At 71.7% G+C, this 24,970-nt stretch carries 24 protein-coding genes; 5 read left to right on the top strand and 19 right to left on the bottom strand.

Features of this window, described 5'->3' with window-relative positions; translation table 11 throughout:
- Nucleotides 1-142: 142 nt before the first annotated feature.
- Both ABD932_RS24475 and ABD932_RS24470 read right to left on the bottom strand, forming a co-directional pair.
- Entirely contained in the window at nt 143-988 is an 846-nt protein-coding gene (locus ABD932_RS24475; RefSeq protein ID WP_345015658.1) for a polysaccharide deacetylase family protein, read from the bottom strand.
- Nucleotides 985-2,037 (bottom strand): polysaccharide deacetylase family protein, encoded by a 1,053-nt coding sequence (locus ABD932_RS24470; protein WP_345015657.1) that lies wholly within the window; start codon nt 2,035-2,037, stop codon nt 985-987. The genes ABD932_RS24475 and ABD932_RS24470 overlap by 4 nt, the downstream gene beginning before the upstream one ends.
- A gap of 299 nt (nt 2,038-2,336) precedes the next feature.
- Here ABD932_RS24470 and ABD932_RS24465 point away from each other — a divergent pair, with 299 nt between their 5' ends.
- Nucleotides 2,337-3,506, top strand: coding sequence for a THUMP-like domain-containing protein (locus ABD932_RS24465; RefSeq protein WP_425587507.1), 1,170 nt, complete (start codon nt 2,337-2,339; stop codon nt 3,504-3,506).
- A 1-nt stretch (nt 3,507) separates the two neighbouring features.
- Here ABD932_RS24465 and ABD932_RS24460 read toward each other — a convergent pair whose 3' ends face one another.
- Genes ABD932_RS24460 through ABD932_RS24450 form a run of 3 tightly spaced genes read right to left on the bottom strand, consistent with a single transcriptional unit; the run spans nt 3,508 to nt 5,615 of the window.
- Nucleotides 3,508-4,851, bottom strand: a complete 1,344-nt coding sequence (locus ABD932_RS24460; protein WP_345015656.1) for an RNA polymerase sigma factor — start codon at nt 4,849-4,851, stop codon at nt 3,508-3,510.
- A gap of 47 nt (nt 4,852-4,898) precedes the next feature.
- Entirely contained in the window at nt 4,899-5,255 is a 357-nt protein-coding gene (locus ABD932_RS24455; protein WP_126394316.1) for a YciI family protein, read from the bottom strand.
- Nucleotides 5,256-5,303: 48 nt separating this feature from the next.
- Nucleotides 5,304-5,615, bottom strand: coding sequence for a hypothetical protein (locus ABD932_RS24450; protein WP_345015655.1), 312 nt, complete (start codon nt 5,613-5,615; stop codon nt 5,304-5,306).
- On the opposite strand from ABD932_RS24450, the gene ABD932_RS24445 reads away from it, so the two are divergent.
- Nucleotides 5,599-5,769, top strand: a complete 171-nt coding sequence (locus ABD932_RS24445) for a hypothetical protein (RefSeq protein ID WP_345015654.1) — start codon at nt 5,599-5,601, stop codon at nt 5,767-5,769. The two genes, ABD932_RS24450 and ABD932_RS24445, sit on opposite strands and share 17 nt — an antisense overlap.
- A 35-nt stretch (nt 5,770-5,804) precedes the next feature.
- Here ABD932_RS24445 and ABD932_RS24440 read toward each other — a convergent pair whose 3' ends face one another.
- From ABD932_RS24440 to ABD932_RS24425, 4 genes are all read right to left on the bottom strand, one after another.
- Nucleotides 5,805-9,134, bottom strand: coding sequence for an NACHT domain-containing protein (locus ABD932_RS24440; protein WP_345015653.1), 3,330 nt, complete (start codon nt 9,132-9,134; stop codon nt 5,805-5,807).
- A 125-nt stretch (nt 9,135-9,259) separates the two neighbouring features.
- On the bottom strand, nt 9,260-10,315 hold the full coding sequence (locus tag ABD932_RS24435; RefSeq protein WP_345015652.1) for an LCP family protein: 1,056 nt from the start codon (nt 10,313-10,315) through the stop codon (nt 9,260-9,262).
- 85 nt (nt 10,316-10,400) lie between these two features.
- Nucleotides 10,401-11,747 (bottom strand): glycoside hydrolase family 10 protein, encoded by a 1,347-nt coding sequence (locus ABD932_RS24430; protein ID WP_345015651.1) that lies wholly within the window; start codon nt 11,745-11,747, stop codon nt 10,401-10,403.
- A 123-nt stretch (nt 11,748-11,870) separates the two neighbouring features.
- On the bottom strand, nt 11,871-12,986 hold the full coding sequence (locus ABD932_RS24425) for a LacI family DNA-binding transcriptional regulator (protein ID WP_345015650.1): 1,116 nt from the start codon (nt 12,984-12,986) through the stop codon (nt 11,871-11,873).
- Nucleotides 12,987-13,108: 122 nt separating this feature from the next.
- On the opposite strand from ABD932_RS24425, the gene ABD932_RS24420 reads away from it, so the two are divergent.
- A complete protein-coding gene (locus ABD932_RS24420) occupies nt 13,109-15,424 on the top strand; it encodes a beta-xylosidase/alpha-l-arabinosidase (protein WP_345015649.1) in 2,316 nt (771 codons plus the stop codon).
- Between the two features lie 16 nt (nt 15,425-15,440).
- On the opposite strand, the gene ABD932_RS24415 is transcribed toward ABD932_RS24420, so the two are convergent.
- From ABD932_RS24415 to tsaB, 4 genes are read right to left on the bottom strand one after another with little or no spacing between them, the layout of a single operon-like run.
- Nucleotides 15,441-15,704 (bottom strand): hypothetical protein, encoded by a 264-nt coding sequence (locus ABD932_RS24415; protein WP_345015648.1) that lies wholly within the window; start codon nt 15,702-15,704, stop codon nt 15,441-15,443.
- On the bottom strand, nt 15,701-16,801 hold the full coding sequence (gene tsaD, locus ABD932_RS24410) for a tRNA (adenosine(37)-N6)-threonylcarbamoyltransferase complex transferase subunit TsaD (protein WP_345015647.1): 1,101 nt from the start codon (nt 16,799-16,801) through the stop codon (nt 15,701-15,703). Before tsaD ends, ABD932_RS24415 begins: the two co-directional genes overlap by 4 nt.
- Nucleotides 16,794-17,291: a ribosomal protein S18-alanine N-acetyltransferase gene (rimI, locus tag ABD932_RS24405; RefSeq protein ID WP_250091711.1), complete on the bottom strand. Its 498-nt coding sequence runs from the start codon at nt 17,289-17,291 to the stop codon at nt 16,794-16,796. Before rimI ends, tsaD begins: the two co-directional genes overlap by 8 nt.
- A gap of 50 nt (nt 17,292-17,341) precedes the next feature.
- Nucleotides 17,342-17,998 carry a tRNA (adenosine(37)-N6)-threonylcarbamoyltransferase complex dimerization subunit type 1 TsaB gene (tsaB, locus tag ABD932_RS24400; protein ID WP_345015646.1) on the bottom strand — a complete coding sequence of 219 codons (657 nt, stop codon included), beginning with the start codon at nt 17,996-17,998 and terminating at the stop codon, nt 17,342-17,344.
- 114 nt (nt 17,999-18,112) lie between these two features.
- Here tsaB and ABD932_RS24395 point away from each other — a divergent pair, with 114 nt between their 5' ends.
- The gene (locus tag ABD932_RS24395) at nt 18,113-18,667 is read left to right on the top strand and encodes a hypothetical protein (protein WP_345015645.1); all 555 of its coding nucleotides are present in this window, start codon (nt 18,113-18,115) and stop codon (nt 18,665-18,667) included.
- On the opposite strand, the gene ABD932_RS24390 is transcribed toward ABD932_RS24395, so the two are convergent.
- The 5 genes from ABD932_RS24390 to ABD932_RS24370 form a co-directional block, all read right to left on the bottom strand.
- Nucleotides 18,664-18,873: a hypothetical protein gene (locus ABD932_RS24390; RefSeq protein WP_345015644.1), complete on the bottom strand. Its 210-nt coding sequence runs from the start codon at nt 18,871-18,873 to the stop codon at nt 18,664-18,666. The genes ABD932_RS24395 and ABD932_RS24390 overlap by 4 nt on opposite strands.
- Before the next feature lie 158 nt (nt 18,874-19,031).
- The gene (gene tsaE / locus ABD932_RS24385; protein WP_345015643.1) at nt 19,032-19,577 is read right to left on the bottom strand and encodes a tRNA (adenosine(37)-N6)-threonylcarbamoyltransferase complex ATPase subunit type 1 TsaE; all 546 of its coding nucleotides are present in this window, start codon (nt 19,575-19,577) and stop codon (nt 19,032-19,034) included.
- On the bottom strand, nt 19,543-20,784 hold the full coding sequence (locus ABD932_RS24380) for an alpha/beta fold hydrolase (RefSeq protein ID WP_345015642.1): 1,242 nt from the start codon (nt 20,782-20,784) through the stop codon (nt 19,543-19,545). Before ABD932_RS24380 ends, tsaE begins: the two co-directional genes overlap by 35 nt.
- 242 nt (nt 20,785-21,026) lie before the next feature.
- A complete protein-coding gene (gene alr, locus ABD932_RS24375; RefSeq protein ID WP_345015641.1) occupies nt 21,027-22,193 on the bottom strand; it encodes an alanine racemase in 1,167 nt (388 codons plus the stop codon).
- A gap of 56 nt (nt 22,194-22,249) precedes the next feature.
- Complete coding sequence (locus ABD932_RS24370; protein WP_345015640.1) at nt 22,250-23,260, bottom strand: L,D-transpeptidase family protein; 1,011 nt, start codon at nt 23,258-23,260, stop codon at nt 22,250-22,252.
- Between the two features lie 107 nt (nt 23,261-23,367).
- Between ABD932_RS24370 and ABD932_RS24365 the strand changes: the two genes are divergently transcribed.
- Complete coding sequence (locus tag ABD932_RS24365) at nt 23,368-23,739, top strand: holo-ACP synthase (protein ID WP_345015639.1); 372 nt, start codon at nt 23,368-23,370, stop codon at nt 23,737-23,739.
- 25 nt (nt 23,740-23,764) lie between these two features.
- Here ABD932_RS24365 and ABD932_RS24360 read toward each other — a convergent pair whose 3' ends face one another.
- Nucleotides 23,765-24,910 carry a hypothetical protein gene (locus tag ABD932_RS24360; protein WP_345015638.1) on the bottom strand — a complete coding sequence of 382 codons (1,146 nt, stop codon included), beginning with the start codon at nt 24,908-24,910 and terminating at the stop codon, nt 23,765-23,767.
- Nucleotides 24,911-24,970: the final 60 nt, after the last annotated feature.

Raw genomic sequence — 24,970 nt, 5'->3', positions numbered from 1 at the left:
AGCGGACTGCTAATTCGCTGCGCCGGCCGAGCCGCGGTTTCTGGTGACCGGCGTTGCCGTGGCCGCCGTTCCGGGGGCTGTGCCCCAGGACCCCCTTCGGCCTGAACGGCCTCCTGCTCAAGCGCCGGACAGGCTGGTGGGGCTACAGGTAGTCCTCCAGACGGCCCACCGTCAGTCCCTGTCCCTGGATCTCCCGCAGCAGCCTCGTCGTCCGCTTCCTCAGGGACAAGCCCGTCGGTTCACCCGAAGGGACGGAGACGATGTCGCCGGCGCGCAGTCGGCCGGGGCCCTCCGCGTACGTCAGTTCGCCGTCGCCCTCCATCGCCGCGCGCCACAGCACCACAGCCGTCACGCCGCAGTCGGCCGCCGCGCGGAGTGTCGTGGCGTCGTACGTGCCGTAGGGCGGGCGGAAGAGGTGGGGGCGGATGCCGAAGCGGGCGCGGAGTTTGTTCTGCTGGCCGCAGATCTCGGCGCGCTGGCCCGCGTACGGCAACCCGCGCAGGGCGGCGTGGTCGAGGGTGTGGTTCTGGATGGAGGCGCCCACCGAGCGCAGGCGCGCGAAGTGGCCGTAGCCCGGGCCGACCACGCTGTCCGTGAGGAACATGCTGACGGGCAGCCGCAGTTCACGGACCATGTCGACGAAGCGGGGGTCCTTCTCGGCGCCGTCGTCGTAGGTGAGGAAGACGACCTTGTCGCGGGTGGGGACACGGTCCACGACGGGCAGCATGCCGCCCGCGCGGGTCGGCATCCGCCGGGCGGGTGGCGACGGAGGTGCGGGCAGCGGGGCCGTCAGGCCCCAGCGGCGGTACGGCTGTGCTGTGGGCGTCGGGTCCTTCGCCGGCCGGGCGTCGTGTGTCGCCGTGCCGGTCGGCCGTTCGGCTGTGGCCGCGCCGGGGGCCATCGACCCGGTCGGCTGGGCGCAGCCGGTGAGCAGGGCGTACGCCAGGACGACGGCCGCCAGCGCCGGCGGAACCGCGCCCGACCTCACAGGTAGTCCTCCAGCCGGGCCACCGCATACCCCTCGGCCGTCACCTTGTTCAGGAATCGGCGGATCATGTCGGGCATTGTGCCCTTCCAGTCCTCCCTGCCCCGGAAGTGAGTGAGGACGATGTCACCCGGACGGATCCTCCTGTCCCACTCGCGGTAGTCCCAGTGGTCGACGAAGACCTCCTCGTTCCACAAGGGGACGTACTCGATGCCGCAGTACTTCGCGGCGCGCAGGGTGTTCCTGTCGTAGTTGCCGAAGGGCGGGCGGAACAGCAGCGGGCGCTTGCCGTAGCGCTCCTCGATCACCTGCTGCATGCCGCAGATCTCACGCCTCTGGCGGGGGTAGGACAGGGCGGGGAGGTAGGGGTGGTGGAGGGTGTGGTTGTTCAGGACCACGCCGTTCGCCTGCATCCGCTTGAAGTAGCCGTAGTCCTCCTTGATCAGGTAGTCGCTGAGGAAGGCGGTGTACGGCACCTGCAGGTCGCTCATCATCCGCAGGAACGCCGGGTCCTTCTCGGCGCCGTCGTCGATGGTGAGGAAGACGACCTTCTGCTTGGTGGGGACGGTGGTGAAGACCGGCGGGAGACCGAGCTCCTCGTGGCCGTCGACCTCGAAGCCGTCGCGGGTGGTGATCGCCGGCTTCCTGGCCGGGGGTGGTGGGGGCGCGAGCGGGACGCTTGCCAAACGCCAGCGTCTGGCTGCGGCGACTCGGGCGGCGTGGGCGGCGCGGGGGGACTGGAACTTCTTGGGTTGAGGGCCCTTGGTGTGCGGGCCCTTGGCGTGCGGGCTCTTGGTGTTCGCCGCGCCTGTGTCCGGGGCCGCGGTGGCGGCCGGCGGCGGGGCCTTGAGGGGCTGTCGGCTCGCGGTGGGACGTCCGGCCTCGGATCCGCCGTCGCCGGCCGGCGCACAGCCCGAGGCGATGGCGGCGACGGCGAGGACGGCGATCCCGCCCCGTACCCGCGAACGTCCGGCTGCCCGATAACCACGCCGACCACGCTCTACGACTGACCCATTGCGGTGACTTTTGTCATTTTGTCCTACTACTCGCATGGAGCCGGATCCTCGCAGGCACCCGCCCCGAAGCCGGGCCGACACCGCCGCCAGGGGCGGACCATCCACCGACTGGCCCACATGGCGCGGGCGAGCCACCGGGCGGCGAACGGTGAGCCGCGGTCCGCCGACTAAGCCCACGGCGAGCGGACGGTCATCGACCTGGCCCGCGGTGAACAGGCGGCCCGCCGCCCCGGCGCCCGGCGCGGTCGGCCACACCCGGCAGACCGGGCTCGCAGGGGCGGCCGGGCCCACCCCACGGTGTACAGACAGCCCACCGGCTGTCCGACAATGACCCGGTGAACGACCTCGCCTCCTTCTCCTCCCTCCTCACCCCCGAGGGCCGCGCCCTCCTCGACGCCGTGCGCGACACCGACCCCGCCGACGAACTCGCCGTCGCCACAAGGCTGCGCCGCGAGCACCCCGTAGAGCTGGTGTCGGCGGCTCTGGGGCAGGCGCGGCTGCGGCAGCGGGCGGTGGCGAAGTTCGGGGCGGCGGACGCGGGCCGGATGTTCTTCACGCTGAACGGGGTCGAGCAGTCGACGCGGGCGAGTGTCGCGGCGTATCGGGCCGGGCGGATGAAGGCGCTGGGCATCGGCTCGGTCGCCGACCTGTGCTGCGGGATCGGCGGCGACGCGATCGCGCTCGCGCGGGCCGGGGTGCGGGTGCTGGCGGTGGACCGGGATCCGGTGACGGCGGCGGTGGCGCGGGCGAACGTCGAGGCGCTGGGGCTCGGGGGCCTGGTGGAGGTGCGCGAGGCCGATGTCGTCGGGGTGGACACGGGCGGCTATGACGCCGTGTTCGTCGACCCGGCGCGGCGCGGCGGACGCGGGAGGATCTTCGACCCGGAGGCGTATTCGCCGCCGTTGTCCTGGGCCGTGGAGGCGGCGCGGAAGGCGCCCCGTGCCGCACTGAAGATCGCGCCGGGCATTCCCCATGAGGCGATTCCCGAGGACGCCGAAGCCGAGTGGATCTCGGACGGTGGCGATGTGAAGGAGGCGGTGCTGTGGTTCGGGACGGAGCCCGGGGCGGTGCGGGCCACCTTGTTGCCGGGACCGCGCTCGCTGCTGTCCCGCCGCCTCCCCGACCCTGAAGTCCGGCCCGTCGGACGGTACTTGTACGAGCCCGACGGCGCCGTGATCCGGGCGCATCTGGTCGCGGAGGTCGCCGACCAGCTGGACGGCGGGCTGATCGACGCGACCATCGCGTACGTCACGGCGGACGAGCTGCGGCCGACACCGCATGCGACGGCGTACGAGATCACCGACCAACTGCCCTTCAACGTAAAGAAGTTGAAGGCGTTGCTGCGCGAGCGGGAGGTCGGCACGCTGACCGTGAAGAAGCGGGGGTCGGCCGTCGAGCCGGAGGAGCTGCGGAAGAAGGTCAGGCCTCAGGGCCCCAACTCGGCGACGGTGTTTCTGACGCGGGTGGCGGGGGCGCCGACGATGCTGGTGGGGCGCCCGGCCTGAGTCACGAGCTCTCCGAAGACTCCGAGGTCTCCGAGATCTCCGAGATCTCCGAGATCTCCGAGGACTCCGCCGCCCGGCGCAGCAGCAGTTCCCGCTCCCGTTCGTTCCGCGTCAGCGCCGCCGCCCGCTCGAACTCCGCCCGCGCCTCCGCCGTACGGCCCAGGCGGGCGAGGAGGTCTCCGCGCACGCTCGGCAGCAAGTGGTAGTCGCGGAGGGCGGGTTCGGCGGCGATCGTCTCGACGATCCGCAGCGCGGGCTCCGGGCCCTCGGCCATCGAGACGGCGACCGCCCGGTTCAACTCGACCACGGGGGACGGGGATCGGGCGGCGAGGAGGCCGTACAGGGTGGCGATGGTCTTCCAGTCCGTCTCCTCGTAGGTGTACGCGTGCGCGTGGCAGGCGGCGATGGCGGCCTGGAGGGCGTACGGGCCTGGGGCGCCGGTGGTCGTGGCGTCCGCGCGGGACAGGGCCTTGATGCCGCGGGCGATGAGCATGCGGTTCCAGCGGGTGCGGTTCTGGTCCTTGAGGAGGATCGGTTCGCCGGACGGGCCGGTGCGGGCCGTCGTGCGGGAGGCCTGGAACTCCAGGAGCGAGGTCAGGCCGTGCACCTCCGGCTCCTTCGGCATCAGGCCGGACAGCACACGGGCCAGGCGCAGCGCGTCCTCGCACAGGGCCGGGCGCAGCCAGTCGTCGCCGGCCGTGGCGGCGTAGCCCTCGTTGAAGATCAGGTAGATGACCTCCAGGACCGAGCCGAGGCGGGCCTCGCGGTCGGGGCCGTACGGGACCTCGAAAGCGACGTTCTTCGTGGCGAGCGTGCGCTTGGCGCGGACGATGCGCTGGGCGACCGTGGCCTCCGGCACCAGGAACGCGCGGGCGATCTCCGGTGTCGTCAGGCCGCCGAGCAGGCGGAGGGTGAGGGCGATGCGGGCCTCCGGCGACAGCACCGGGTGGCAGGTGGTGAAGACCAGGCGGAGCAGGTCGTCGTCGATGTCGTCCGGGTCGCGGAGGGCGGACGGCTCCTCGGGCGGTGCGGTCGTCTCCAGGTCGCGGCCGATCTCCGCGAGCTTGCGGGCGTAGTTCTCCCGGCGCCGGATCAGGTCGACGGCGCGGTGCTTGGCGGTGGCCATGAGCCAGGCACCGGGGTTGTCGGGGACGCCGTCCCGGGGCCACTGCTCCAGCGCGGCGACCAGCGCGTCCTGCGCGAGTTCCTCGGCGATGCCGACGTCGCGGACCATACGGGTGACGGCGGCGATGACGCGGGGCGACTCGATGCGGAAGACGGTTTCGATGGTCGCCGTCGTGTCGTCCGGGGTACCGCCGGTGTCTGCGGTGGGCTGCGGCTTCACAGCCCACCATGCAACACCTGTACGGCCGCGGATCCAAGGAGGGCGGATCAGCCCTCGGCGATCTCCCGCACCTCGCAGGTCACCTGCCATTCCTCCCCGTGGACCTTCAGGAACCGCGAGGCCCACTCCAGCGCCTCGGCCTTGTCCTTGCACTGCATGATCGCGTAGCCGCCGATGACCTCCTTGGACTCGGTGAAGGGCCCGTCGGTGACGGAGGTCTTCGCGCCGTCCCAGTGCACCCGGGTGCCCTGCGCCGACGGAGTGAGCCCAGCGGTGTCGAGCATCACGCCGGCCTTGGTGATCTCCTCCAGCAGTTCACCCATGCGCTGCATCAGCTCGGGACTGGGGCCCTCGGCGGGCGCGGTGGACTCGTCGATCCGGACGAGGGACAGGTAGCGGGGCATGGTGACTCCTCGGGTCTCAGGGTCGGCGACCGGGCTCTTCCCGGCCTCTCACCCCTGCGTCGAACGGGAGACGTCCGGATCGACACGCTCGCCATTTTTCTTCGGAGATTTTTCTCCGGCCGGCATTTCCGCAGGCGGTGCGCCCCTCCCGGACAGGAACCCGGCGGCCGCGGCAGCCACCGCCAGCAGCCCGGTGGCCACCCAGTACGCCGCCGAGTAGCCGTCGATCAGCCCCTGCGCCCCCTCCGCTCCGTCCCCCGCGCTCGCCGCCACCGTGACCAGCACCCCGAGTCCCACGGCCCCGCCCACCACCAGCAGCGCCCCGGCGCCGTACCGCCCGACCGTGCGCGCGGCGATCACCGAGCCGGCCAACGTCGTCTACGGCGCCCTGGTCTTCCGACGAGCCGACACCCGCCGCGCCGCCGCCCCGGAGCGCCGGCCGTTCTTCCCCGCTTTCCTCACGGAGGAGGATGCGGAAGCGCTGCCGCGCATGAGCGAGTTGTCGGGGGAGTAGCGCCCGTTGTCACACGCCGGGCGACGCTTAGCGTGCTACGGACGGTAGCTGACCTCCCACAGGCGAACGGTCCCGTCGTAACTGCTCGTTGCCAGCAGGCGGCCGTCCGAGCTGAAGTCCATGGAGTCGACCGAGGACATGTGTCCATGGAGGGTTTTCAACGGCTCCGGCTTCTCTGCGATGGACCAGAGCTCGATCGTTCCGTCGTCACCTGAGTTGAAGGCCAGCACGGGGTCCCTCGGATGGAAGGTTGCGAGGTACATGCCGGGGAGCATCGCGACAGGTGCCCACGTTTCGTCCGTTCCCAGCCGCCACAACTCGCTGGCATAGCCACTGCTCACCAGCAGACGGTCACCCTGGCGGCTGGTGGTCAAGGCGAGCCCAGCACCACGGGCACTCACCTTTTTCTTCACCTTGAAAAGCTGCTTCCCCTGGTCGAATCCCGGCACGGGGTGCGTCATGAGGCGCTTCCTGGCAAGGACTCCCAGGTTTCCGCCGTCGAGGAAGGCAACTGCTTCGGCCGCCGCCTCGTTCCAGTCCTTTCGGTGCTCGGTCCATTTGAGCCGGCCCTGGGAGTCGACTCGCCTGAGGAAGACTCTGTACCACTCTTCGTCCGGGTCGCCGCGATCCAGTCCGGCGAGGTACTCACCGTCCTGGCTGAAGGCCAGGTTGCCGACCACGTCGCTCCATCCGGCAGACAGCAGACGCGGCTGCTGTCGCCGCACATCCCAGAGCTGCATCTCCCCGGGGCGGTCGACGGCGAGAATCTTGCCGTCCGGATGAAAGGCCATGGAGGTGACCTCCTGGTCCGTCGGTTCACCTGTCTCGCTGTCACGAACCGGACGCGGCGGTTCCAGTACCCGGTGCGGTCCCGTACGGACATCGCCACGCCAGACCGCGCCCTTCCCATCTCCCCAGAACACGTCGTTCGTCTTCGGCCGGAAGACCACCGGGCCCACCGACGTGCCCGCCGCCCCCGAAAACGTCACGAGGCTTTCGTCCTCATGGTGCCGGACCACCGCCCCCGCCCCCGAGACCGCCACTGCCACCCCCGCCGCCAGCACCACCCTGCGCCGCACGCCCGCGGAGTCCGGCCGCCCGGGCGTGGGCCGGGGTTCCTCGTACGTCGGACGAGCGGCCAGCGCCTCCTGGAGGCGGATGTGGCGGAACTGGTACGCGCCGCCCGACTGCCGGAGGATCTCCCGACGCCGGGCGTCGGCGAGGAAGGCCATCAGCCGCCACGGCAGCTTGCCGCTCGCGGCGAGCCAGAGACGGACCAGGACGAAGCGGGGCCATGCGCGGGACAGCAGAACGAGGAGAGCGAAGAGCATCCCGGGCAGCACGTACGGCACGCCGTAGCCGTAGTGCTCCGGACCGAATTCCCCTCCCGAACTCCGCCACACATACGTGGCGAAGTCCCGGGTCTCTCCGTCCCTCGGCCAACCCGGCCACCCGTTGGCCATGCGAAAGACCAGGCCTCCGCCCAGCAGCCCCGCCTGCAGCCCGAGCAGCCCGGTCGCGCCGAAGACCACACCGGCCATCAGCGCTCCGGACACAGCCGACCCTCGATCCTGGGCCAGGGAGTTCGCAGGGCTCACCTGAGACGCCCGGGACGGGGGCGCGTTGAGCCAGCCGTGCGTGGCCAGGGACAGCCCCGTGACAATGCTCAACGCAAGGCAGAGCGTCAGCCACGTGGCGACCGCCTCGGCGCCTTGCAGGGTCCCCGGTCCCAGCGTGTACCGGAGAACATGGACGAGGGTGACGGCCGCGCCGACCGGAAGGACAACGGCGAGGCACAGCACGACGCCGCTGCGGAAACCTCGCCACAGCCGCTTCCGCGAGCCGCTGAGCGACCAGTACAGCCGTCCCGGCAGCGGATCGCCCACCGCGTACCAGACGACGGACCCGCCCACCGCGAAGCCCCCGCCGATCGCCAGCGTCAGAGCGGCCACCGAGCCGGCCCCTTGGGCGCCGTCCAGCCCCTCGGTCAGGGCCACCCACACCGCGGCCCCGAAGGCGACCAGCAGCCCCAGAACCAGCCCGGCGACGGGTCCGGCCCAGGTCGGCAGCAGCCGCCCGCCCATCAGCCACCAGTTCAGGTCCCGTTCGCGGTGGTCGTGCAGATAGCCGGCCAGGTACGTCAGCCAGCGCCGCGCCTGCTCGGGGCGCCAGCGCTGCGCCGCCTCCGCGTCCTCGGGAAGCCGCGTGTCGGGGGCGTACACCGCGTCGACCACCCGGCTGGTGAGGTGGTCCTCGACCGCGTAACGGCAGTCGAACACCTCTCGGTCGAGGAGCTCCGCGGGCGTGCCACCGCGCTGGTACACCAGCCGTGCCGTGGTCACCATCAGCGGCGTGGACAGAGCCTCCGCCAGCGGCCCGTCCGGCTCCGTGCCCAGGTGGCCCATGACCCCGTCCCACACCACTCCCTCCGGCCACTCCGTGTCCCGGAGATATCCGATGACGTCCTCGGGCGGCACCGGCAGCACCTCCACCACCGGCGCCTGACGCAGCCTCGGGGCACCGCCGCGGATGAGTTCCTCGTATTCCACGGCACGGCACGTGACAACGACGGGCCGCTCGCCGCCGATGCCGTGGTTGATGCCGCGAATGGCGCCGCGCCGGGCGGACTCGGGGATCTCGTCGAGACCGTCGAGTACGGGGAGCAGCAGGCCGTGGGCCAGCAGGCTGCGCGGGATCTCCTCACGGCCGCTGTAGTGCGGGACGGCGAGGGAGCGCACGATCCAGTCGTCGAGGCGCTCACGCAAGGGGTCCCAGGAGGACACGGGGAGCAGGACGGGGACGGGGGTTCCCGGCGCGCGGGCGTCGAGGAGTCCCAGTGTCAGCAGCATCGCGAGGACGGTCTTGCCCGCTCCGGGCTCACCGATGACAACCAGCCTGCGCTGAGCCAACTGGCCGTAACCCCGGGCGAGTTGGGAAGTCACCTCCTCGAATCGCCCGGCGAGACGGCCGTCGAGATGAACCCGCACCACCCTGCCGCCCACCGCCCCGGGTGCGCGCGTGCGCGACTCGTCGGCGACCTCTCGGGCCGTCGCCGTCCAGGCGAGGGGCAGCACCCGGGGGTCGCGCAGCCGCCTGGCCTCCGCCTCCTCCAGCCACTGCGCCCTGAGCGTCCGCGCGAGGTCGTCGGCGTACACCGCCGGGTCGGGCGCCGTCGGCTCCTGGCGGAAGAAGTCCGCGAGGGCCATCAGCAGCGAGGCGATGCCCACGGGCAGCCCGGCCACCGCAGCCAGAGTCTCGGCATTCCCGGTCACGATCATCGCCACGGCGAGGCCGGTCGCCCCCAATCCGACGCCGGCGAAGAGGCCGTCGCGGACGAGTCGCCGGCGCGCACGCGCCCTTCTCAACGGCCCCCGAAGCACACCTGAATGATGGCCGCGCGGAACCCTCCGCGCCCCTCCCTTCACAGGGAGTGAACGTGTTCATCGCGAGCGCGCGGAGTCACCTCAGGCGTACGCGAACCAGCGCGCTCCTACCGCAGCGACTCCCACAACTCCCCCGCCTCCGGCTCGTCCGCCACCACCCGATTCCGGTCCGACGCCGCCGGCACCACCGGCATCGTCACCGTCCGCACCGCGTCCGACGACAGCCCGCTCAGACTCTCCCCGAGGCTCATCAGCTCGCTCAGTGAGTCCAGTCCCGTGTCCGTCGTCAGGCTGCCCGTCACCGCGTCGGCGACGCGGTAGAGGCGGGTCGGGTCGGTGAGGAGGGACGTGGTGGAGATCTGGTCCAGGAGGGCCTTCACCAGTTTCTGTTGCAGGCCTATGCGGCCCAGGTCGCTGCCGTCGCCGATGCCGTGCCGGGTGCGGGCCAGGGCCAGCGCCTGCTCGCCGTCCAAGTGATGGGTGCCCGCCTCCAGTTGGAGGTGGCTGTCCTCGTCGTCGATGTCCTCGTCCGTTGTGACCGTGACGCCGCCCAGCGCGTCCACCAGCTTCGCGAAGCCCGAGAAGTCGATCTCGATGTAGTGGTCCATGCGGATGCCGGTGACGGACTCGACCGTCGCCACCGCGCAGACGGGGCCGCCGATCGCGTACGCGCTGTTGAACATCGTGCTGTAGGCCACCTCCGTCGAGCCACCCGACGACAGGGGGCAGGACGGGCGGGTGACGAGGGTGTCGCGCGGGATGCTGACGACCGTCGCCTCCGTGCGGCCGGCGTCGATGTGGACCACCATCGCGGTGTCCGAGCGGGCCCCGGTGCTGCTGCCGCCGCCCAACTCCTGGTTCTCCTCGCCGCTGCGCGAGTCCGAACCCAGGACCAGGATGTTCAGGGACCCCGTGGGCAGGGGGGAGGCCGAGGCGGATCCCGACGGCACCGGTGTCGTCACGCCGCTCAGCGGGCGGTTGTCGCCGAGCGCGTTGTCGATGTCGACGCTCTTGATGTTGTCGTTCAGGTGCCAGTAGGCCCAGCCCGCCGTCCCCACGCCCAGCACCAGGGCGCCCGCGAGGATCAGGCCGGCGGTCTTCAGCACCCTCGACCGCCGGCCCGCCCGTCTGCCGTCGTCCCCGTTCTCGTCTCGTCCAGTCACGAGGAGGAACGTAAGTCCGAATTATTACGGGCAGGAACGCCAGACCGGGTTTTCTTCGGAAAATCTCAGACTTCTCTGACTCTTCTCAGCCCAGGGTCACCGACGGCACCGGATTGCTCCCGCTCCACGTCCCGTTGAACCCGAAGGTCACCGAGCCGCCGTCGGGAACCGTGCCGTTGTACGAGGCGTTGGAGCAGGTGACCGCCGCCCCCGACTGTGCACAGCTCGCGTTCCAGGCCTGCGTGAGCTGCTGCCCCGCGCCGAAGCTCCAGCCCACCTTCCAGGACGACAGCGCCGCCCCCGAGCAGGCGATCCTGACCTGCCCGGTGAAGCCGGTGTTCCACTGGTTGGTGACGCTGTAGGTCGCCGTGCACGCGTCCGTGGGCGGCGGTGTCGTCGTGCCGCCGCCGAGCGCCTCGGCGATCGCGTAGTACGCCGGTTTCGGCGCGTAGTTCTCGTCGTACGGCGTCGCCGCGCCCTGCCCCGGGAAGGTGCTCGGGATCCAGGAGTCGGAGTCGGTGAAGCCCCAGACGGTGACGCCGACGCACCGGGACACCGCGAGGCAGGCGTTCACGACGGCCTTGTAGTCGGCGGCCTGCCGCGTCAGCTTGGCGCTGTCCGAGGGCAGTTGCATACGGATGTCCAGCTCCGTGATGGCCACGTCGACGCCGAGGTCGGCGAACCGCTGGATGTTCTGCTGCATGGTGGACGGCACCTGACCGAGGATCAGGTGCGCTTGGAGCCCGACCCCGTCGATCGGGACGCCCCGCTCCTTCAGCGACCTGACCAGGTTGTACAGGGCGGTGCTCTTCGCGTTGACGCCCTCGACGTTGTAGTCGTTGATGTACAGCTTGGCGCTCGGGTCGGCGGCGCGGGCCGCGGTCAGGGCCTGGGCGATGTAGTCGGCGCCGAGGCCGTTGTACCAGAGGGTCTGCCGGTAGGTGCCGTCCTCGTTGAACGGCTCGTTCACCACGTCCCAGGTCGCCAGCCTGCCCTTGTAGCGGCCGACTTCGAGGGCGATGTGGTCGTTCATCAACTGGCTCAGCTCGGCCGAGGTCCAGCTGCCGTTCGTCAGCCAGCTCGGGTTCTGGCTGTGCCAGACCAGGGTGTGGCCGCGCACCTGCTGGCCGTGCGCCTCGGCGAAGTCGACGATCTGGTCGGCCTCGGCCCAGTTGAACGTGCCGCGCGTGGGCTCGACGGAGCCCCACTTCATGGCGTTGCCGGGGGTCAGCGCGTTGAACTCGCGGCCCGCGATGTCGCCGTAGGTGCCCGTGAGCTTGGAGCCGGTGACCGCCGTACCCATGACCTTGCCCTTGGCGGCGGCGAGGTCGCGGAGCGGGGTGTCGGCGGCGTGCGCGGCGGGCGCCGTGAGCAGCGTCGTCAGGCAGGTGACAAGTGCCGCCAGGGATAAGCCGGTTCTCAGAGATCTCATTGCGGGCGCCTCCGAAAGTTTCGGTTGAACAACCGACTGGCTTCGGTGCAGTGTGAGGCGCCGGGAAACACCCGTCAATACAGCAACACGCCTCTCCCGCCATACGGCAGCCGGCCTCTCCCGCTACACCGCCGGAGGCTCCCCCGTACTGCTGCGCACCACCAGACTCGTCGCCAGCTCCACCCGCGTCGCCGCCGGCGTCCCCTCCTCCCGCGCGAGGTCGAGGACCAGCTTGGCCGCCGCCTCGGCCATCTCCGTCAGCGGCTGCCGTACGGTCGTCAGCGGCGGCCCCACCAGGCGGGTGACCGGCAGATCGTCGAAGCCGACCACGCTCAGGTCCTCCGGGATCCGCAGCCCCAGCTCGCGCGCGGCCTCGTACAGCCCGAGCGCCTGGAGGTCGTTGCCGGCGAAGACGGCGGTCGGCCGGTCCGGGCGGCGCAGCAGCTCCAGGCCCTGCCGGTAGCCGGTCTCGTGGTGGAAGTCGCCGGGCCGGATCAGGTCCTGCTCGACCGGGAGCCCGGCCGTCTCCAGGGCGGCGCGGTAGCCGTCGATGCGGGCGCGGCTGCACATCATCCGGGACGGCCCGGTGATCGCGCCGATCCTGCGGTGCCCCAGCTCGACCAGGTGCCGGGTGGCGGCGAGGCCGCCCTGCCAGTTGGTCGCCCCGATGGACGGCACGTCGGCGCCCGGGTCGCCCGCCGGGTCCATCACCACGAACGGGATCGAGCGGCTGGTGAGGAGGGCGCGCTGGGACTCGTCGAGGCCGGACAGCACGAGGATCACACCGTGCGGGCGGCGGGCGGCGACCTGGTCGGCCCAGGTCCGGCCGGGCGTCAGCCGACCGGCGCTCTCGCTCAGCACGACACTCAGTCCGGCGTCGCGGGCGACGTTCTCCACGCCCCGGATGACCTCCATCGCCCAGGCGCTCTCCAGTTCGTGGAAGACCAGGTCGATCAGGGGCGAGCGGCTGGCCTCGGCGCGCCGGCGCCGGTAGCCGTGGGCGCGCAGCAGTTCCTCGACACGGGTGCGGGTGGCCGGGGCGACGTCGGCGCGTCCGTTGAGGACCTTCGAAACAGTCGGCGCCGAGACGCCGGCCTCACGGGCGATCTCGGCGAGCGTCGCGGTCTGGGCGGACCGGGCGGTCGTCGATGCCGTGGTCGTGGTCGTCCGGGTTTCCGACGGTGTCGACCGGCTTTCCGACTCTGTCGTCCGGGTTTCAGCGGGCTCACGGGCAGTCATGGCGGCGATCGTATCCCTGCGCGGCCTCTTGACGAACCCTTCTCACCGCACCTAAGTTCCCGGAACATTCGAGGTGAACAACGAAACATTCGCGAGTGGGCCATCGCCCCGACAGGAGTTTCATGACCACCGCCCCCTGGCGCGACCCCGCCCTGCCCGCCGCCGCCCGCGTAGCCGACCTCCTCTCCCGGATGACCCTGCGGGAGAAGACCGCCCAGCTGTACGGCGTGTGGGTGGGCGCCGCCTCGGACGGCGACGGAGTCGCCCCGCACCAGCACGACATGACCGTCGACTACGACTGGGCGGAGCTCATCACCCACGGCCTCGGCCAGCTCACCCGCTCCTTCGGCACCGCCCCCGTGGACCCGGCGCTGGGCGCGCAGGCACTGGCCCGCGCCCAGCGCCGTATCGCCGACGCGGGCCGCTTCGGCATCCCCGCGGTGGCCCACGAGGAGTGCCTGGCGGGCTTCACGGCCTGGCAGGCCACGGCCTATCCGGTCCCGCTGGCCTGGGGGGCCGCCTTCGACCCGCCGCTCGTCGAGGAGATGGCCCGGCGCATCGGCGGCGATCTGCGCGCGGCCGGCGTCCATCAGGGTCTGGCGCCGGTCCTGGACGTCGTACGCGATCCGCGCTGGGGCCGGGTCGAGGAGACCATCGGCGAGGACCCGTACCTGACCGGCACGATCGGCGCGGCCTACGTCCGGGGTCTGGAGTCGGCCGGGGTCGTCGCGACGCTGAAGCACTTCGCCGGGTACGCGTCCTCGGCGGGCGCGCGCAACCTGGCACCGGTACGGGCGGGCGTCCGGGAGTTCGCGGACGTCACTCTCCCCCCGTTCGAGATGGCGCTGCGCGAGGGCGGGGCGCGCTCGGTGATGGCGGCGTACAACGAGACGGACGGGGTGCCGGCGTCGGCGGACCCGGCGCTGCTGACCGAACTCCTCCGGGAGCAGTGGGGGTTCACCGGAACGGTCGTGGCCGACTACTTCGGCATCGGCTTCCTGCAGACCCTGCACCGCGTGGCGGGCACCCCGGCCCAGGCGGCGCACGCGGCGCTGGCCGCCGGTATCGACGTGGAGCTGCCGACCCTGAAGTGCTACGGGGAACCGCTGGTGGAGGCGATCCGGGCGGGTGAGGTCCCGGAGGAACTGGTGGACCGGGCGGCGCGCCGGGTCCTGCTCCAGAAGTGCGAGCTGGGCCTCCTGGACGAGGACTGGACCCCGGAGCCGCGGGCGGCGCACCTCGATCTGGACTCCCCCGCGAACCGTTCCGTCGCCCGCCGGCTGGCGGAGAAGTCGGTGGTCCTGCTGGACAACCCGGACGGGACACTGCCTCTCTCCCCGGACGCCCGGATCGCGGTCGTCGGCCCCCGCGCGGCGGACGCGCTCGCGATGCTGGGCTGCTACTCCTTCCCCTCCCACGTCCTCACGCACCACCCCGAGGTGCCGATGGGCATCGAGATCCCGACGGTCCTGGAGGCGCTGCGCACCGAACTCCCCGACGCCAAGGTGACGTTCGCGGAGGGCTGCGGGGTCCTGGACCCGGACCCGGCGGGCTTCGAGGAGGCGGTGGCGCGGGCGTCGGAGGCGGACGTGTGCCTCGCGGTACTGGGCGACCGGGCCGGGCTGTTCGGGCGGGGCACGTCGGGCGAGGGCTGCGACGTGACGGACCTACGGCTGCCCGGCGTACAGGCCGACCTGCTGGACGCCCTCGTCGCGACCGGCGTCCCGGTGGTCCTGGTCCTCCTCACCGGCCGCCCGTACGCACTGGGCCGCTGGCAGGGGCGCCTGGCGGCGGCCGTCCAGGCGTTCTTCCCCGGGGAGGAGGGCGGCCCTGCGGTGGCGGGAGTGCTGTCGGGCCGCGTGAACCCGTCGGGGCGGCTGCCGGTGAGTGTGCCGAGGGTGCCCGGAGGCCAGCCGTGGACGTACCTCCAACCGCCCCTGGGGTTGGCGGGGGAGGTCAGCAACCTGGATCCGACGCCGCTGTACGCGTTCGGCCACGGACGCTCGTACACGACCTTCGAGTGGACGGACTTCACCGGCGGCGAGGCCCCCACCGAGATCAGCACCGACGGCTCGTACGACGTGTCGGTGACGGTCCGCAACACGGGCGACCGCGCGGGCGCGGAGGTCGTCCAGCTGTACCTGCACGACCCGGTGGCATCGGTGACCCGCCCGGACGTACGGCTCATCGGCTACCAACGAGTGGAGCTGACACCGGGCGAGTCGAGCCGCGTGACCTTCCGCTTCCACACCGACCTGTCCTCCTTCACGGACCGCGCAGGCCGACGGGTGGTCGAACCGGGTGTCCTGGAGCTGCGGTTGGCGGCGTCCAGCGCGGACGTACGGCATACGGCGCGACTGGAACTCACGGGTCCTGTACGGGAGTTGGGGCCGGAGCGGCGGTTGCGGTGCGAGGCGGAGGTGTCGGGACCGGGGTGACCGAGACCTCTCCGGCTCACCCCGTCCGGACGTCGACGGACTCGAACCGCCACCGATGCACGGCCCGAGTGACCAACTCCCCGCCCGGCTCGGGCAGTTCGGGAAGCTCGGCGTCGTACGGCGCATCCCACCAGGTGACGACGAGCACCCGATCCTGCGGTGCTCGCAAGGTCTCCCGGCGCAGGGGCCGTACCGCCAACTCCTGCGCCCGCGCCCAGGCGAGCAGCTCCTCGCCCCGCCCGGGCACCGCCCGCGCCTCCCACATCAACGCGACCGTCACGAGTAGAGGTTCTCCTTGCTGACCTCGTGCACGTGGTCATGGTGGTGGCCGGGAACGTGCGGATCCGTCACCGGCAGCGAGGAGTCCGCCGACAGGTCCCAGCTGGACGCCGGCCGGTTGCGCGCGACCATCTCCGCGCCCAGCGCCGCCACCATCGCCCCGTTGTCCGTGCAGAGCTTCGGCCGGGGCACCCGCAGCCGGATACCGGCCGCCTCGCAGCGCTCCTGGGCCAGGGCCCGCAGGCGGGAGTTGGCGGCCACGCCGCCGCCGATCATCAGGTGGTCGACGCCCTCGTCCTTGCAGGCGCGGACGGCCTTGCGGGTCAGCACGTCGACGACCGCCTCCTGGAAGGAGGCCGAGACATCGCGCACCGGCACCTCCTCGCCCGCCGCCCGCTTGGCCTCGATCCAGCGGGCGACCGCCGTCTTGAGACCGGAGAAGGAGAAGTCGTACGCCGGGTCGCGCGGGCCGGTCAGGCCGCGCGGGAACGCGATCGCGTTCGGGTCGCCCTCGCGGGCGTAGCGGTCGATGACCGGGCCGCCGGGGAAGCCGAGGTTCAGCACCCGGGCGATCTTGTCGAAGGCCTCGCCCGCCGCGTCGTCGATGGTCGCGCCCATCGGGCGGACGTCGGAGGTGATGTCCGAGGACAGCAGCAAAGAGCTGTGCCCGCCGGACACCAGCAGCGCCATCGTCGGCTCCGGCAGCGCGCCGTGCTCCAACTGGTCCACGCAGATGTGGGAGGCGAGGTGGTTGACGCCGTAGAGCGGCTTGCCCAGCGCGTAGGCGTACGCCTTCGCCGCCGATACGCCGACCAGCAGCGCGCCCGCGAGCCCGGGGCCGGCGGTGACGGCGATGCCGTCCAGGTCCCTCGCGCTCACCCCCGCCTCCTTCAGCGCGCGCTCGATGGTCGGGACCATCGCCTCCAGGTGCGCCCGGGAGGCGACTTCCGGCACGACGCCGCCGAAGCGGGCGTGCTCGTCGACGCTGGAGGCGATGGCGTCGGCGAGCAGGGTCGTGCCGCGGACGATGCCGACGCCGGTCTCGTCACAGGAGGTCTCGATGCCGAGGACGAGGGGTTCGTCCCGCGAGTCAGCCATTGATCTCGGTTCCTTGTACGGAGTTTTCGCCCGCGGCGGAGCCGCTGTCGGGCGCTGTGGTCAGGCGCATCACCAGCGCGTCGACGTTCCCCGGCTGGTAGTAGCCGCGCCTAAAGCCGATCGCCTCGAAGCCGTAGCGCTCGTAGAGCTTCTGCGCGCGGACGTTGTCCACACGGCACTCCAGCATCACTTCGGCGGCGTCGAAGTCGGTCGCCGCGTGCAGCAGTTCGGTGAGGAGACGGCCGCCGAGCCCCGTCCCCCAGTGGGCACGGGCGACGGCGATGGTCTGGATGTCGGCGAGGTCCCCGGAGGCGGCGAGGCCGGCGTATCCCACGAGCCGCTCGCCCTCCTCGGCGACGACATAGCGCCGCGTCGCCTCGGGCCCGCGGGCATGGGCCAGCTCGGACCAGAACATGCCCCGGGACCAGGCGTCCTCGGGGAACAGGTCCTTCTCCAGCTCCAGCACGCGGTCGATGTCCCACCAGCGCATCTCGCGCAGCGCGGGACCGGACGGAGCGGCGGAAGGGGTCACGGGTTCGGTCACTTGGGGGTGACCACCTTGTAGTTCTTGGGGACCTGGGCGTCGGGCCGGCGCAGGTACAGCGGCCGGGGCGCGGGCAGTTCCTCGCCCGCGGCCAGTCTCTCGGCGGCCAGTGCCGCGAGCGCCGCCGCCGAGACGTGCTCGGGCTCGTGGACGCCGGGGAAGGTGTCGGGGTACAGCAGGGCGCCCGCGCCGACGGCGGGCAGTCCGGCGACCCGGTCGGCGATGTCGGCGGGCCGGTCGACGGCCGGGTCGGTCAGACGGGTACGCGAGTCGGCGTACCGCGCCCAGTAGACCTCCTTGCGCCGGGCGTCGGTCGCGACGACGAACGGGCCCTTCTCGATGTCGGCGGCGTACGCGAGACCGTCCAGCGTGCACACGCCGTGCACGGGGACGCCGAGGACGAGTCCGAACGTGTCGGCGGTCATCAGTCCGACGCGCAGTCCGGTGTAGGGGCCGGGTCCGATGCCTACGACGATGCCGGTGACGGCGTCGAGTTTCACGTCGGCTTCGGCGAGGACCCGGTCGACGGCCGGCAGCAGCAACTCGCCGTGCCGGCGCGCGTCCACCTGGCTCGACGAGGCGATGACGTCCGTACCGTCGTGCAGCGCGACGGTGACGGCGGGGGTGGCGGTATCCAGAGCGAGCAAGAGCACGCAAACAGCCTACGGCGCTCACGCCTCAGGAAGCGCCGCCCCGGTCGGGCGCTTCCCGACTGCTACGGTCGAGCGAAAGCGCGACGTACGACCGAACAACCGAGGTGGGCGACGGTGGCAAGCAGCAGCTCCGGATTCGTGGCGGGGCTCACCGTGGCCGCCCTCGCGTCCGTCGGCTTCCTCGCGTACCAGGCCTCGGCGAGCGTCCCGGCCGGCCTGGGCAAGCCGCACGCGGACAACTCACCCGTCGTGGGTACCTCCAAGACGCCCCGCGACCGGAAGGACCCCGCCGCGCTGCCCGCCGGGTCCGGTACGGGTGTGCGGGTCGTGTACTCGGTGGACGACGACCGGGTGTGGCTGGTCGGCGAGGGTGACTCGGTCAAGCGCACGTTCCGCGTCACCCCCGGATCGGTCGACCCGGCGCCGGGCGTCTACGCGGTCACGTCCCGTTCCAACGCGATCACCGGCACCGACGGCACCCCCGTCGAACACGTCGTCCGCTTCACCGAGGTGGAGGACATCACCATCGGCTTCAGCGCGGCCGTGGACGGCTCGATGCCCGCGCCCGACCCGGCGCTGAAGACGGGCGGCATCCGCGAGTCCCGCGAGGACGGCAACGCGATGTGGGACTTCGCGACGATCGGCCGCGCGGTGGCAGTGATCCCCTAAGCGGCTTCGCGGTGCCCGTGTTCCTGGTGGTGCCCGCGCTTCTCACGATGCCCGTGTTCGGCCGGCGGCCGGTTCGTCACCGGCTCAGGAACCCGCGGCGGGGTGGAGATCAGGTTCGCGGCGGCACCGGCCGCCAGCAGATCACGCATGGACACCCCGGCAACCACGTGCGGCCGCTGCTGGACCTTGTTCTCCGAAGCCGACATGGACGCCTCCTGGGGCCGGGAGGGGACGTAGTTAGGTAGACCTAACTACGGACTGGATACCATGTGACCACGTGCAAGACCGCAAATGCAATATCTTGCCGACATCTTGCCGACGTCTTGTCGGAATGTTCATCCGGATCACCCGGCCCATCCAGCGCTCAGGCGGACAGCACGCTCAGATCCACGGCCGCCCAGCGCTCCCCGAGCCCGGTCACGGTCACGTGCCGCACCTCGTCGGTCTCCGGAAGTCCGGGGGTCGCCCCCCGGGAAGACGCGGTGCCGACGGCCCGGTGGATCACGACCTGAAGGCGTTCCTCGGTCAGCTCCTCGACCTTGCCCTCGCCCCACTCCACGACGATCACCGACTCGGGCAGCGAGACGTCGAGGTCGAGGTCCTCCATCTCGTCCAGGCCGCCGGACAGCCGGTAGGCGTCGACGTGGACGAGCGGCGGACCGTCGCCCAGGGAGGGGTGCACACGGCCGATCACGAAGGTCGGGGAGGTGACCGCGCCCCTGACGCCCAGGCCCTCGCCGAGGCCTCTGGCCAGCGTCGTCTTGCCCGCGCCGAGCTCCCCGCTGAGCATCAGGAGGTCGCCGGCGCGCAGCAGCTTGGCGAGGCGGCGGCCCAGTTCCCGCATCTGGTCGGGAGTAGTGACGGTGAGCTCGATGTCACCCGCGTTGCGCGGTGCTGCTGGTGCTTCCATAGCCACTTACGGTAGCCCCTGCGGGCACGGCACCCGCGCGGGTGAGCAGGTCGGCCAGACGGTCGGTGACCACTTCCGGATGCTCCAGCATCACCAGGTGCCCGGCGTCCGGCACCAGGACCAGCTCGGCGTCCGGCAGCAGGTCGGCGATCGCCTCGCTGTGCTCGCTGGGCGTGACGAGGTCGCCCACCCCGGCCAGCACGAGCACCGGCATGTCGGTGAAGAGGGCGAGCGCCTCGTCCTTGTCGTGGTCGGCGAAGGCCGGGTAGAACTCCGCGACCACGTCGATCGGCGTGCCCTCGATCATCCGCTCGGCGAACCGCGCGACGGCCGGGTCGACGTCCCGGGACGAGAACGAGTACCGCTTGATGATCCCCGCGAACAGGTCGGCGGTGGCCCGGCGCCCCTTCTCGACCAGCTCGGCCCGCTGCCCCAGCGCCTTGAGCACGCCCGGCAGGATCCGCCGTACGGCATTCACTCCCGCGACGGGCAGCCCGAAGTTGACCTCGCCGAGCTTCCCGGAGGACGTACCGACGAAGGCGGTGGCGACGACGCGGTCGCGGATCAGCTCGGGGTACTGGTCGGCCAGCGCCATGACCGTCATCCCGCCCATGGAGTGCCCGACCAGCACCAGCGGCCCTTCGGGTGCGGCCGCGTCGATGACGGCCTTCAGGTCGCGCCCGAGCTGCTCGATGTCGACGTGCTTGCCCTCCTGCGTCTGGGCGACGCCGCGCGCGGACCGGCCGTGGCTGCGCTGGTCCCAGTGCACGGTGCGTACGACGCCCCGGAGCGCGGCGCGCTGGAAGTGCCAGGAGTCCTGGTTGAGGCAGTAGCCGTGGCTGAAGACGACGGTGACGGGGGCGGGCGCCTTGCGGCCGAAGAGCCGTCGGCGGCGCGGGGTGAGGGCGGAGGCGGCCTCGGGGTCGATGTCGTCGACCTCGTAGTACAGCTCCGTGCCGTCCTCGGCCTGCGCCTTGCCGGGTGTGCCGCGCAGCGAGCCGTACGGTCCCGCCGAGTCCAGCGCGAGGCGTGCCTTCTGCCGCATGCCCCGGCCCACCGTCATCCGCTCTATGGCGACACCGGCGGCGGCGCCCGCCGCGATCACGCCTATCGCCGCCCCGGCGAAGCCGGTGGCCCTGCGCCAGTTCGCGGCCGCCCCCGTGGCGGAGGCGACGGCCGCGACGGCCTCCGCGCTGCTCTCGCTCACGTACCGCTCCTCTTCGCTGGGTCATGCAGATGGTCGGCTGGTGCCGGTGTGACGTCGGTGGTGGATGGTGCCGGTGTTCTGTTGCGTTGTTCCGCTACGGGTTACCCGTCTCGTTCCTCATTCACATAGACGCACTCCTATGGACGCATGCCCGCGCACGCATTCCTAGGACCACCATCACGTAGACGCACCGCGTGGCAGCACCACATGGCCGCGTCACCTGACCGCGTCACGAGCCCGCATCACATGGACGCATCCCTATAGACGCGCGGAACGCGCGTTCCGATCCGGGTGACGATTTCGTACGCGATGGTGCCCGCTGCCTGCGCCCAGTCCTCGGCGGTGGGCTCGCCGCGGTCGCCGGGCCCGAACAGCACGGCCTCCGCTCCCGGCTCGGGCTCGTCCCCGCCGAGGTCGACGACGAACTGGTCCATCGCGATCCGCCCCGCGACCGTCCGCCACTTGCCGCCGACCAGGACGGGCCCGGCGCCGGAGGCGTGCCGCGGGACGCCGTCGGCGTAGCCCAGGGGGACGAGGCCGAGGGTGGTCTCGCCGGGGGTGGTGTAGCGGTGGCCGTAACTGACGCCGTGGCCCCCCGGCACGTGCTTGATCAGCGCGAGGGACGCCGACAGCGTCATCACGGGCCGCAGCCCGAAGTCGGCGGGGCTGCCGAGCTCGGGGCTGGGCGAGATGCCGTAGGTCGCGATCCCGGTGCGCACCAGGTCGAAGTGGCTGTCCGGGAGGGTGAGCGTGGCGGGCGAGTTGGCGATGTGCCGCACCTCGGGACGCACGCCCTGTGTCTCGGCGTACGCCACCATCTCCCGGAAGCGGGAGAGCTGGGCGGCGATGGAGGGATGGCCGGGCTCGTCGGCGCAGGCGAAATGCGACCACAGCCCGGTGACGCGAATGAGCCCGGCGGCCTCCGCGCGCAGGGCTTCCCGGACCAGCTCGGCCCAGTCCTCACCCGGCTGGCAGCCGTTGCGTCCGAGCCCGGTGTCGGCCTTGAGCTGTACGCGCGCGGCGGCGCCGGCCTGCCCGGCGGCCTCGGTGACCTCCCGCAGGGCCCACATCCCGCTCACGGAGACGTCGAGGTCGGCCTCGATGGCCTCCCGCCAGGGCCCGCCCGGCGTCCACAGCCAGCACATGATCCGTACGCCGTCCAGCCCGGCGGCGCGCAGCACGAGGGCCTCCTCGGGCGTGGCCGTGCCCAGCCACTGGGCGCCCGCCTCGACGGCGGCGCGGGCGCACCGCACCGCTCCGTGGCCGTACGCGTCCGACTTCACGACGGACATCAGGGCCGCACCCGGCGCGAGGGCGCGCAAGGTCCGCACATTGGCCCGCAGGGCGGCCAGATCGATCTCGGCGCGGGCGCGCAGGGGGGCGGTCCGCAGGGCTGCTGTTTCTGTCATGGCGCCCCCAGTGTCTCAGAGGGGTCCGACAACGCCGCCGCGCCGGGATCCATGGGCTACTCCTCCAGCCTGTGCCCCCACACGTACAACCGGTCGCCCTTCCTCAGCACCCCCCACAGCGCCCGGGCGTCGTCCAGGGTCATGTTGACGCAGCCCCTCGAACCGACGGGAGTGAAGAGGCTGCCGTAGACGCCGTGGAAGGCCTGGCCCCCGTTGAAGAACTGGGAGTAGGGCATGGGGCTGTGGTACAGCGACGACACGTGGTTCTTGTGCCGCCAGTAGATCGCGTGCCACCCGGTCCGCGTCCCGTATCCCTCCCGTCCGCTGCGGATCGAGGCGGGCCCGAACACGACCTCCCGGCCGTGCTGCACCCACATCAGCTGCCGGTCGAGATCGACACAGGCGACCCGGTACTTCCGCACCGGGCACCTCTTGTCGGCGTTCGGGTTCTTCCGGGCCGAGATGAGCTGCATGGTGGCCCAGGTCACCGGCCCGGCGAACCCGCTGGCGGGCTCGATCTTGTGCTTGGTCTGGAACGCGCGGATGGCCCGGCAGTCGGCGACCGACTGCTCCCCGTCCACCTCCAGCTTCAGCCACTCCTCGACCTGCCGCTGCTGTGGGCCCGTCCGCTCGCTGCACTCCACGTCCTCGACGGCGTCCTCGCGTGGGACGTACTCCACGCGGTCGTACGTCCCCTCCGCCGCGTCCTGCGGCTCGACGGCGTCCTCCGCGGCGCTGGGTGTGTACACCTTGGGCGGCAGCGCCTGGTCGGGCGTGTCGGTCTGCCAGAGCTGGAGCGAGTTCAGGGGGACGCCGGGCACGAGTTCGGACTGCGGTCCGGAGACCGGGGGTACGGGTTCGGCCTGGGGCCCGGGATCCCGAGGCGCGGGTTCGGCCGACGGTCCGGCAGACGGGGGTACGAGCCCGGCGGGCGGGGGCATGAGTTCGCCCTGCGGTCCGGAAGCCGGGGGCACGGGGTCGTCGGCCGACGCGCTGCCGACGGGCAGCAGGGTGGCCGCGGCGAGCACCACGGCGATGCTCCGACATGCGATACGTCCGCTGATCATGGGGTCACAGAAGCGTGAGGGCCCGCTGTGCGGGAGATGCCGCGCGGCGGGGTCACTCTTTTGAGGACCATCTTTCGAAGAACCGTATGACCCATAGGGTGCTCGGCATGAGCATCATCGGGGTCGGAATCGACGTGGCCGAGATCGACAGATTCGGGGCGGCGCTGGAGCGCACCCCTGGGCTGGCCGAACGGCTCTTCCTGGAGAGCGAGTTGCTGCTGCCCAGCGGCGAACGCCGGGGCGTCGCCTCGCTCGCGGCGCGTTTCGCGGCGAAGGAGGCCCTCGCGAAGGCACTGGGCGCACCGGCGGGTCTGCTCTGGACCGACGCGGAGGTCTTCGTCGAGGACAGCGGCCGGCCACGCCTGCGGGTCACGGGGACGGTGGCGGCCCGGGCGGCCGAACTGGGCGTGCGGTCCTGGCATGTGTCGCTGAGCCATGACGCCGGGGTGGCGTCGGCGGTGGTGGTGGCGGAGGGCTGAGCCTCCGCCACCCGTGAGGTCCGCGTCAGCAGATGGACTGACCGGTGTTCACCCGTGTGATGTTCCGGAACGTGGTGTTCTCGCCGCAGGGGCTCTCCCTGATGGAGGAGTTGGTCACGGTCAGGTTCTGGACGGTGATGTCCCGGTTGTTCGCGAACTCCGACCGTGCCGCCAGCCGCAGCTCACCACCGCCGGTGATGGTCCCGCCCTGCGCGGCGAGGTTGACGTTGTAACAGTTCTCGATCAGGACCGAGTTGTTGCCGGTGTTGTTGAGGGTCACCTTGTCGATGACGGCCCCGCCGCTCTCGGACACGCAGAACACCCCGCGCCCGCCGCCGCGCGCGATGACCTCGCCCACCCGGATGTTGGTCGGGTAGGAACTGCCGACGCGCCCGTTGCGGTTGGCCATGCGGAAGGCGGCGTACCCGGTGCCGGTCCCCGCGTTCTCGGCGTCGACCTTGCCGACGGTGGCGTTGACGGTCTGGTTGAACAACAGCCCGGACTCGCCGACATTCCGGGCGGTCACCGTCCCGATGGTGATGCCGTCGACGCCGTACGTCTCCACGGCGTGGCTGGAGGCGCCGGAGACGAACACGTTGTCGATACGGACGTTCCGCGTCCACTGGCTGGTGTTGCCGCGGTTGTCGATGCGCACCCCCAGCCCGGCCGACAGCCGCATGTCGATCTGCCCGAGGACCACGTTCTCGACGTTGCGCATGAAGACGCCGTACAGCGGACTGCCGGTGAGGTTCAGATGCTGGACCTCGACGTCCCGGGTGCCGCGCGAGTAGACGGGCGCCTGGTCGCCGGAGCCGCTGCCGGTGACGTTGATGGTGCCGCAGACGTCGAGCACGGTGTAGCTGGGCAGGGAGATGCGCGACCCGGCGGACATCGACCCCGAACCCCGCACCACCACCCGCTCCTTGGCGGTTCGCCCGGAGGTCAGGCTGTTCACGGCCGCCTGGACGGCGGCCCGCATGTCACCGCCCGTGTACACGGTGCTGCTGCCGCGCCGCGCGGTCCAGGTGCTGCCGCTGAGCGTGGCTTCGGCCTGGTAGGAGCCTTCGCCGCAGGCGGCGGCCGCGGCGGGGGTGGGGGCGGTGAGGGTGCCGAGGGCGGTGAGGAGAGCGGTGGCACCGGCGGCGGCGAGGAGGGGAACTCTGCGTCCCATGGGGGGTTTCCTCTCATCGAACCGATCTCGTCGAACTCATTTCGACTGAATCGATTCACG

Source organism: Streptomyces shaanxiensis, assembly GCF_039537145.1.
Taxonomy (GTDB): Bacteria; Actinomycetota; Actinomycetes; order Streptomycetales; family Streptomycetaceae; genus Streptomyces; species Streptomyces shaanxiensis.
Note: the sequence above shows the minus strand (reverse complement) of the source record. Positions and strands in the feature narration are given on the sequence as shown.

Bases quoted from the DNA above. Each gene is read 5' to 3' on its own strand.
- ABD932_RS24470 (WP_345015657.1), bottom strand. From the start codon at position 2,037: ATGCGAGTAGTAGGACAAAATGACAAAAGTCACCGCAATGGGTCAGTC.
- ABD932_RS24455 (WP_126394316.1), bottom strand. From the start codon at position 5,255: ATGCCCCGCTACCTGTCCCTCGTCCGGATCGACGAGTCCACCGCGCCC.
- ABD932_RS24430 (WP_345015651.1), bottom strand. From the start codon at position 11,747: ATGAGATCTCTGAGAACCGGCTTATCCCTGGCGGCACTTGTCACCTGC.
- ABD932_RS24425 (WP_345015650.1), bottom strand. From the start codon at position 12,986: ATGACTGCCCGTGAGCCCGCTGAAACCCGGACGACAGAGTCGGAAAGC.
- ABD932_RS24420 (WP_345015649.1), top strand. From the start codon at position 13,109: ATGACCACCGCCCCCTGGCGCGACCCCGCCCTGCCCGCCGCCGCCCGC.
- tsaD (WP_345015647.1), bottom strand. From the start codon at position 16,801: ATGGCTGACTCGCGGGACGAACCCCTCGTCCTCGGCATCGAGACCTCC.
- rimI (WP_250091711.1), bottom strand. From the start codon at position 17,291: ATGCGCTGGTGGGACATCGACCGCGTGCTGGAGCTGGAGAAGGACCTG.
- ABD932_RS24390 (WP_345015644.1), bottom strand. From the start codon at position 18,873: ATGTCGGCTTCGGAGAACAAGGTCCAGCAGCGGCCGCACGTGGTTGCC.
- tsaE (WP_345015643.1), bottom strand. From the start codon at position 19,577: ATGGAAGCACCAGCAGCACCGCGCAACGCGGGTGACATCGAGCTCACC.
- alr (WP_345015641.1), bottom strand. From the start codon at position 22,193: ATGACAGAAACAGCAGCCCTGCGGACCGCCCCCCTGCGCGCCCGCGCC.
- ABD932_RS24370 (WP_345015640.1), bottom strand. From the start codon at position 23,260: ATGATCAGCGGACGTATCGCATGTCGGAGCATCGCCGTGGTGCTCGCC.
- ABD932_RS24365 (WP_345015639.1), top strand. From the start codon at position 23,368: ATGAGCATCATCGGGGTCGGAATCGACGTGGCCGAGATCGACAGATTC.
- ABD932_RS24360 (WP_345015638.1), bottom strand. From the start codon at position 24,910: ATGGGACGCAGAGTTCCCCTCCTCGCCGCCGCCGGTGCCACCGCTCTC.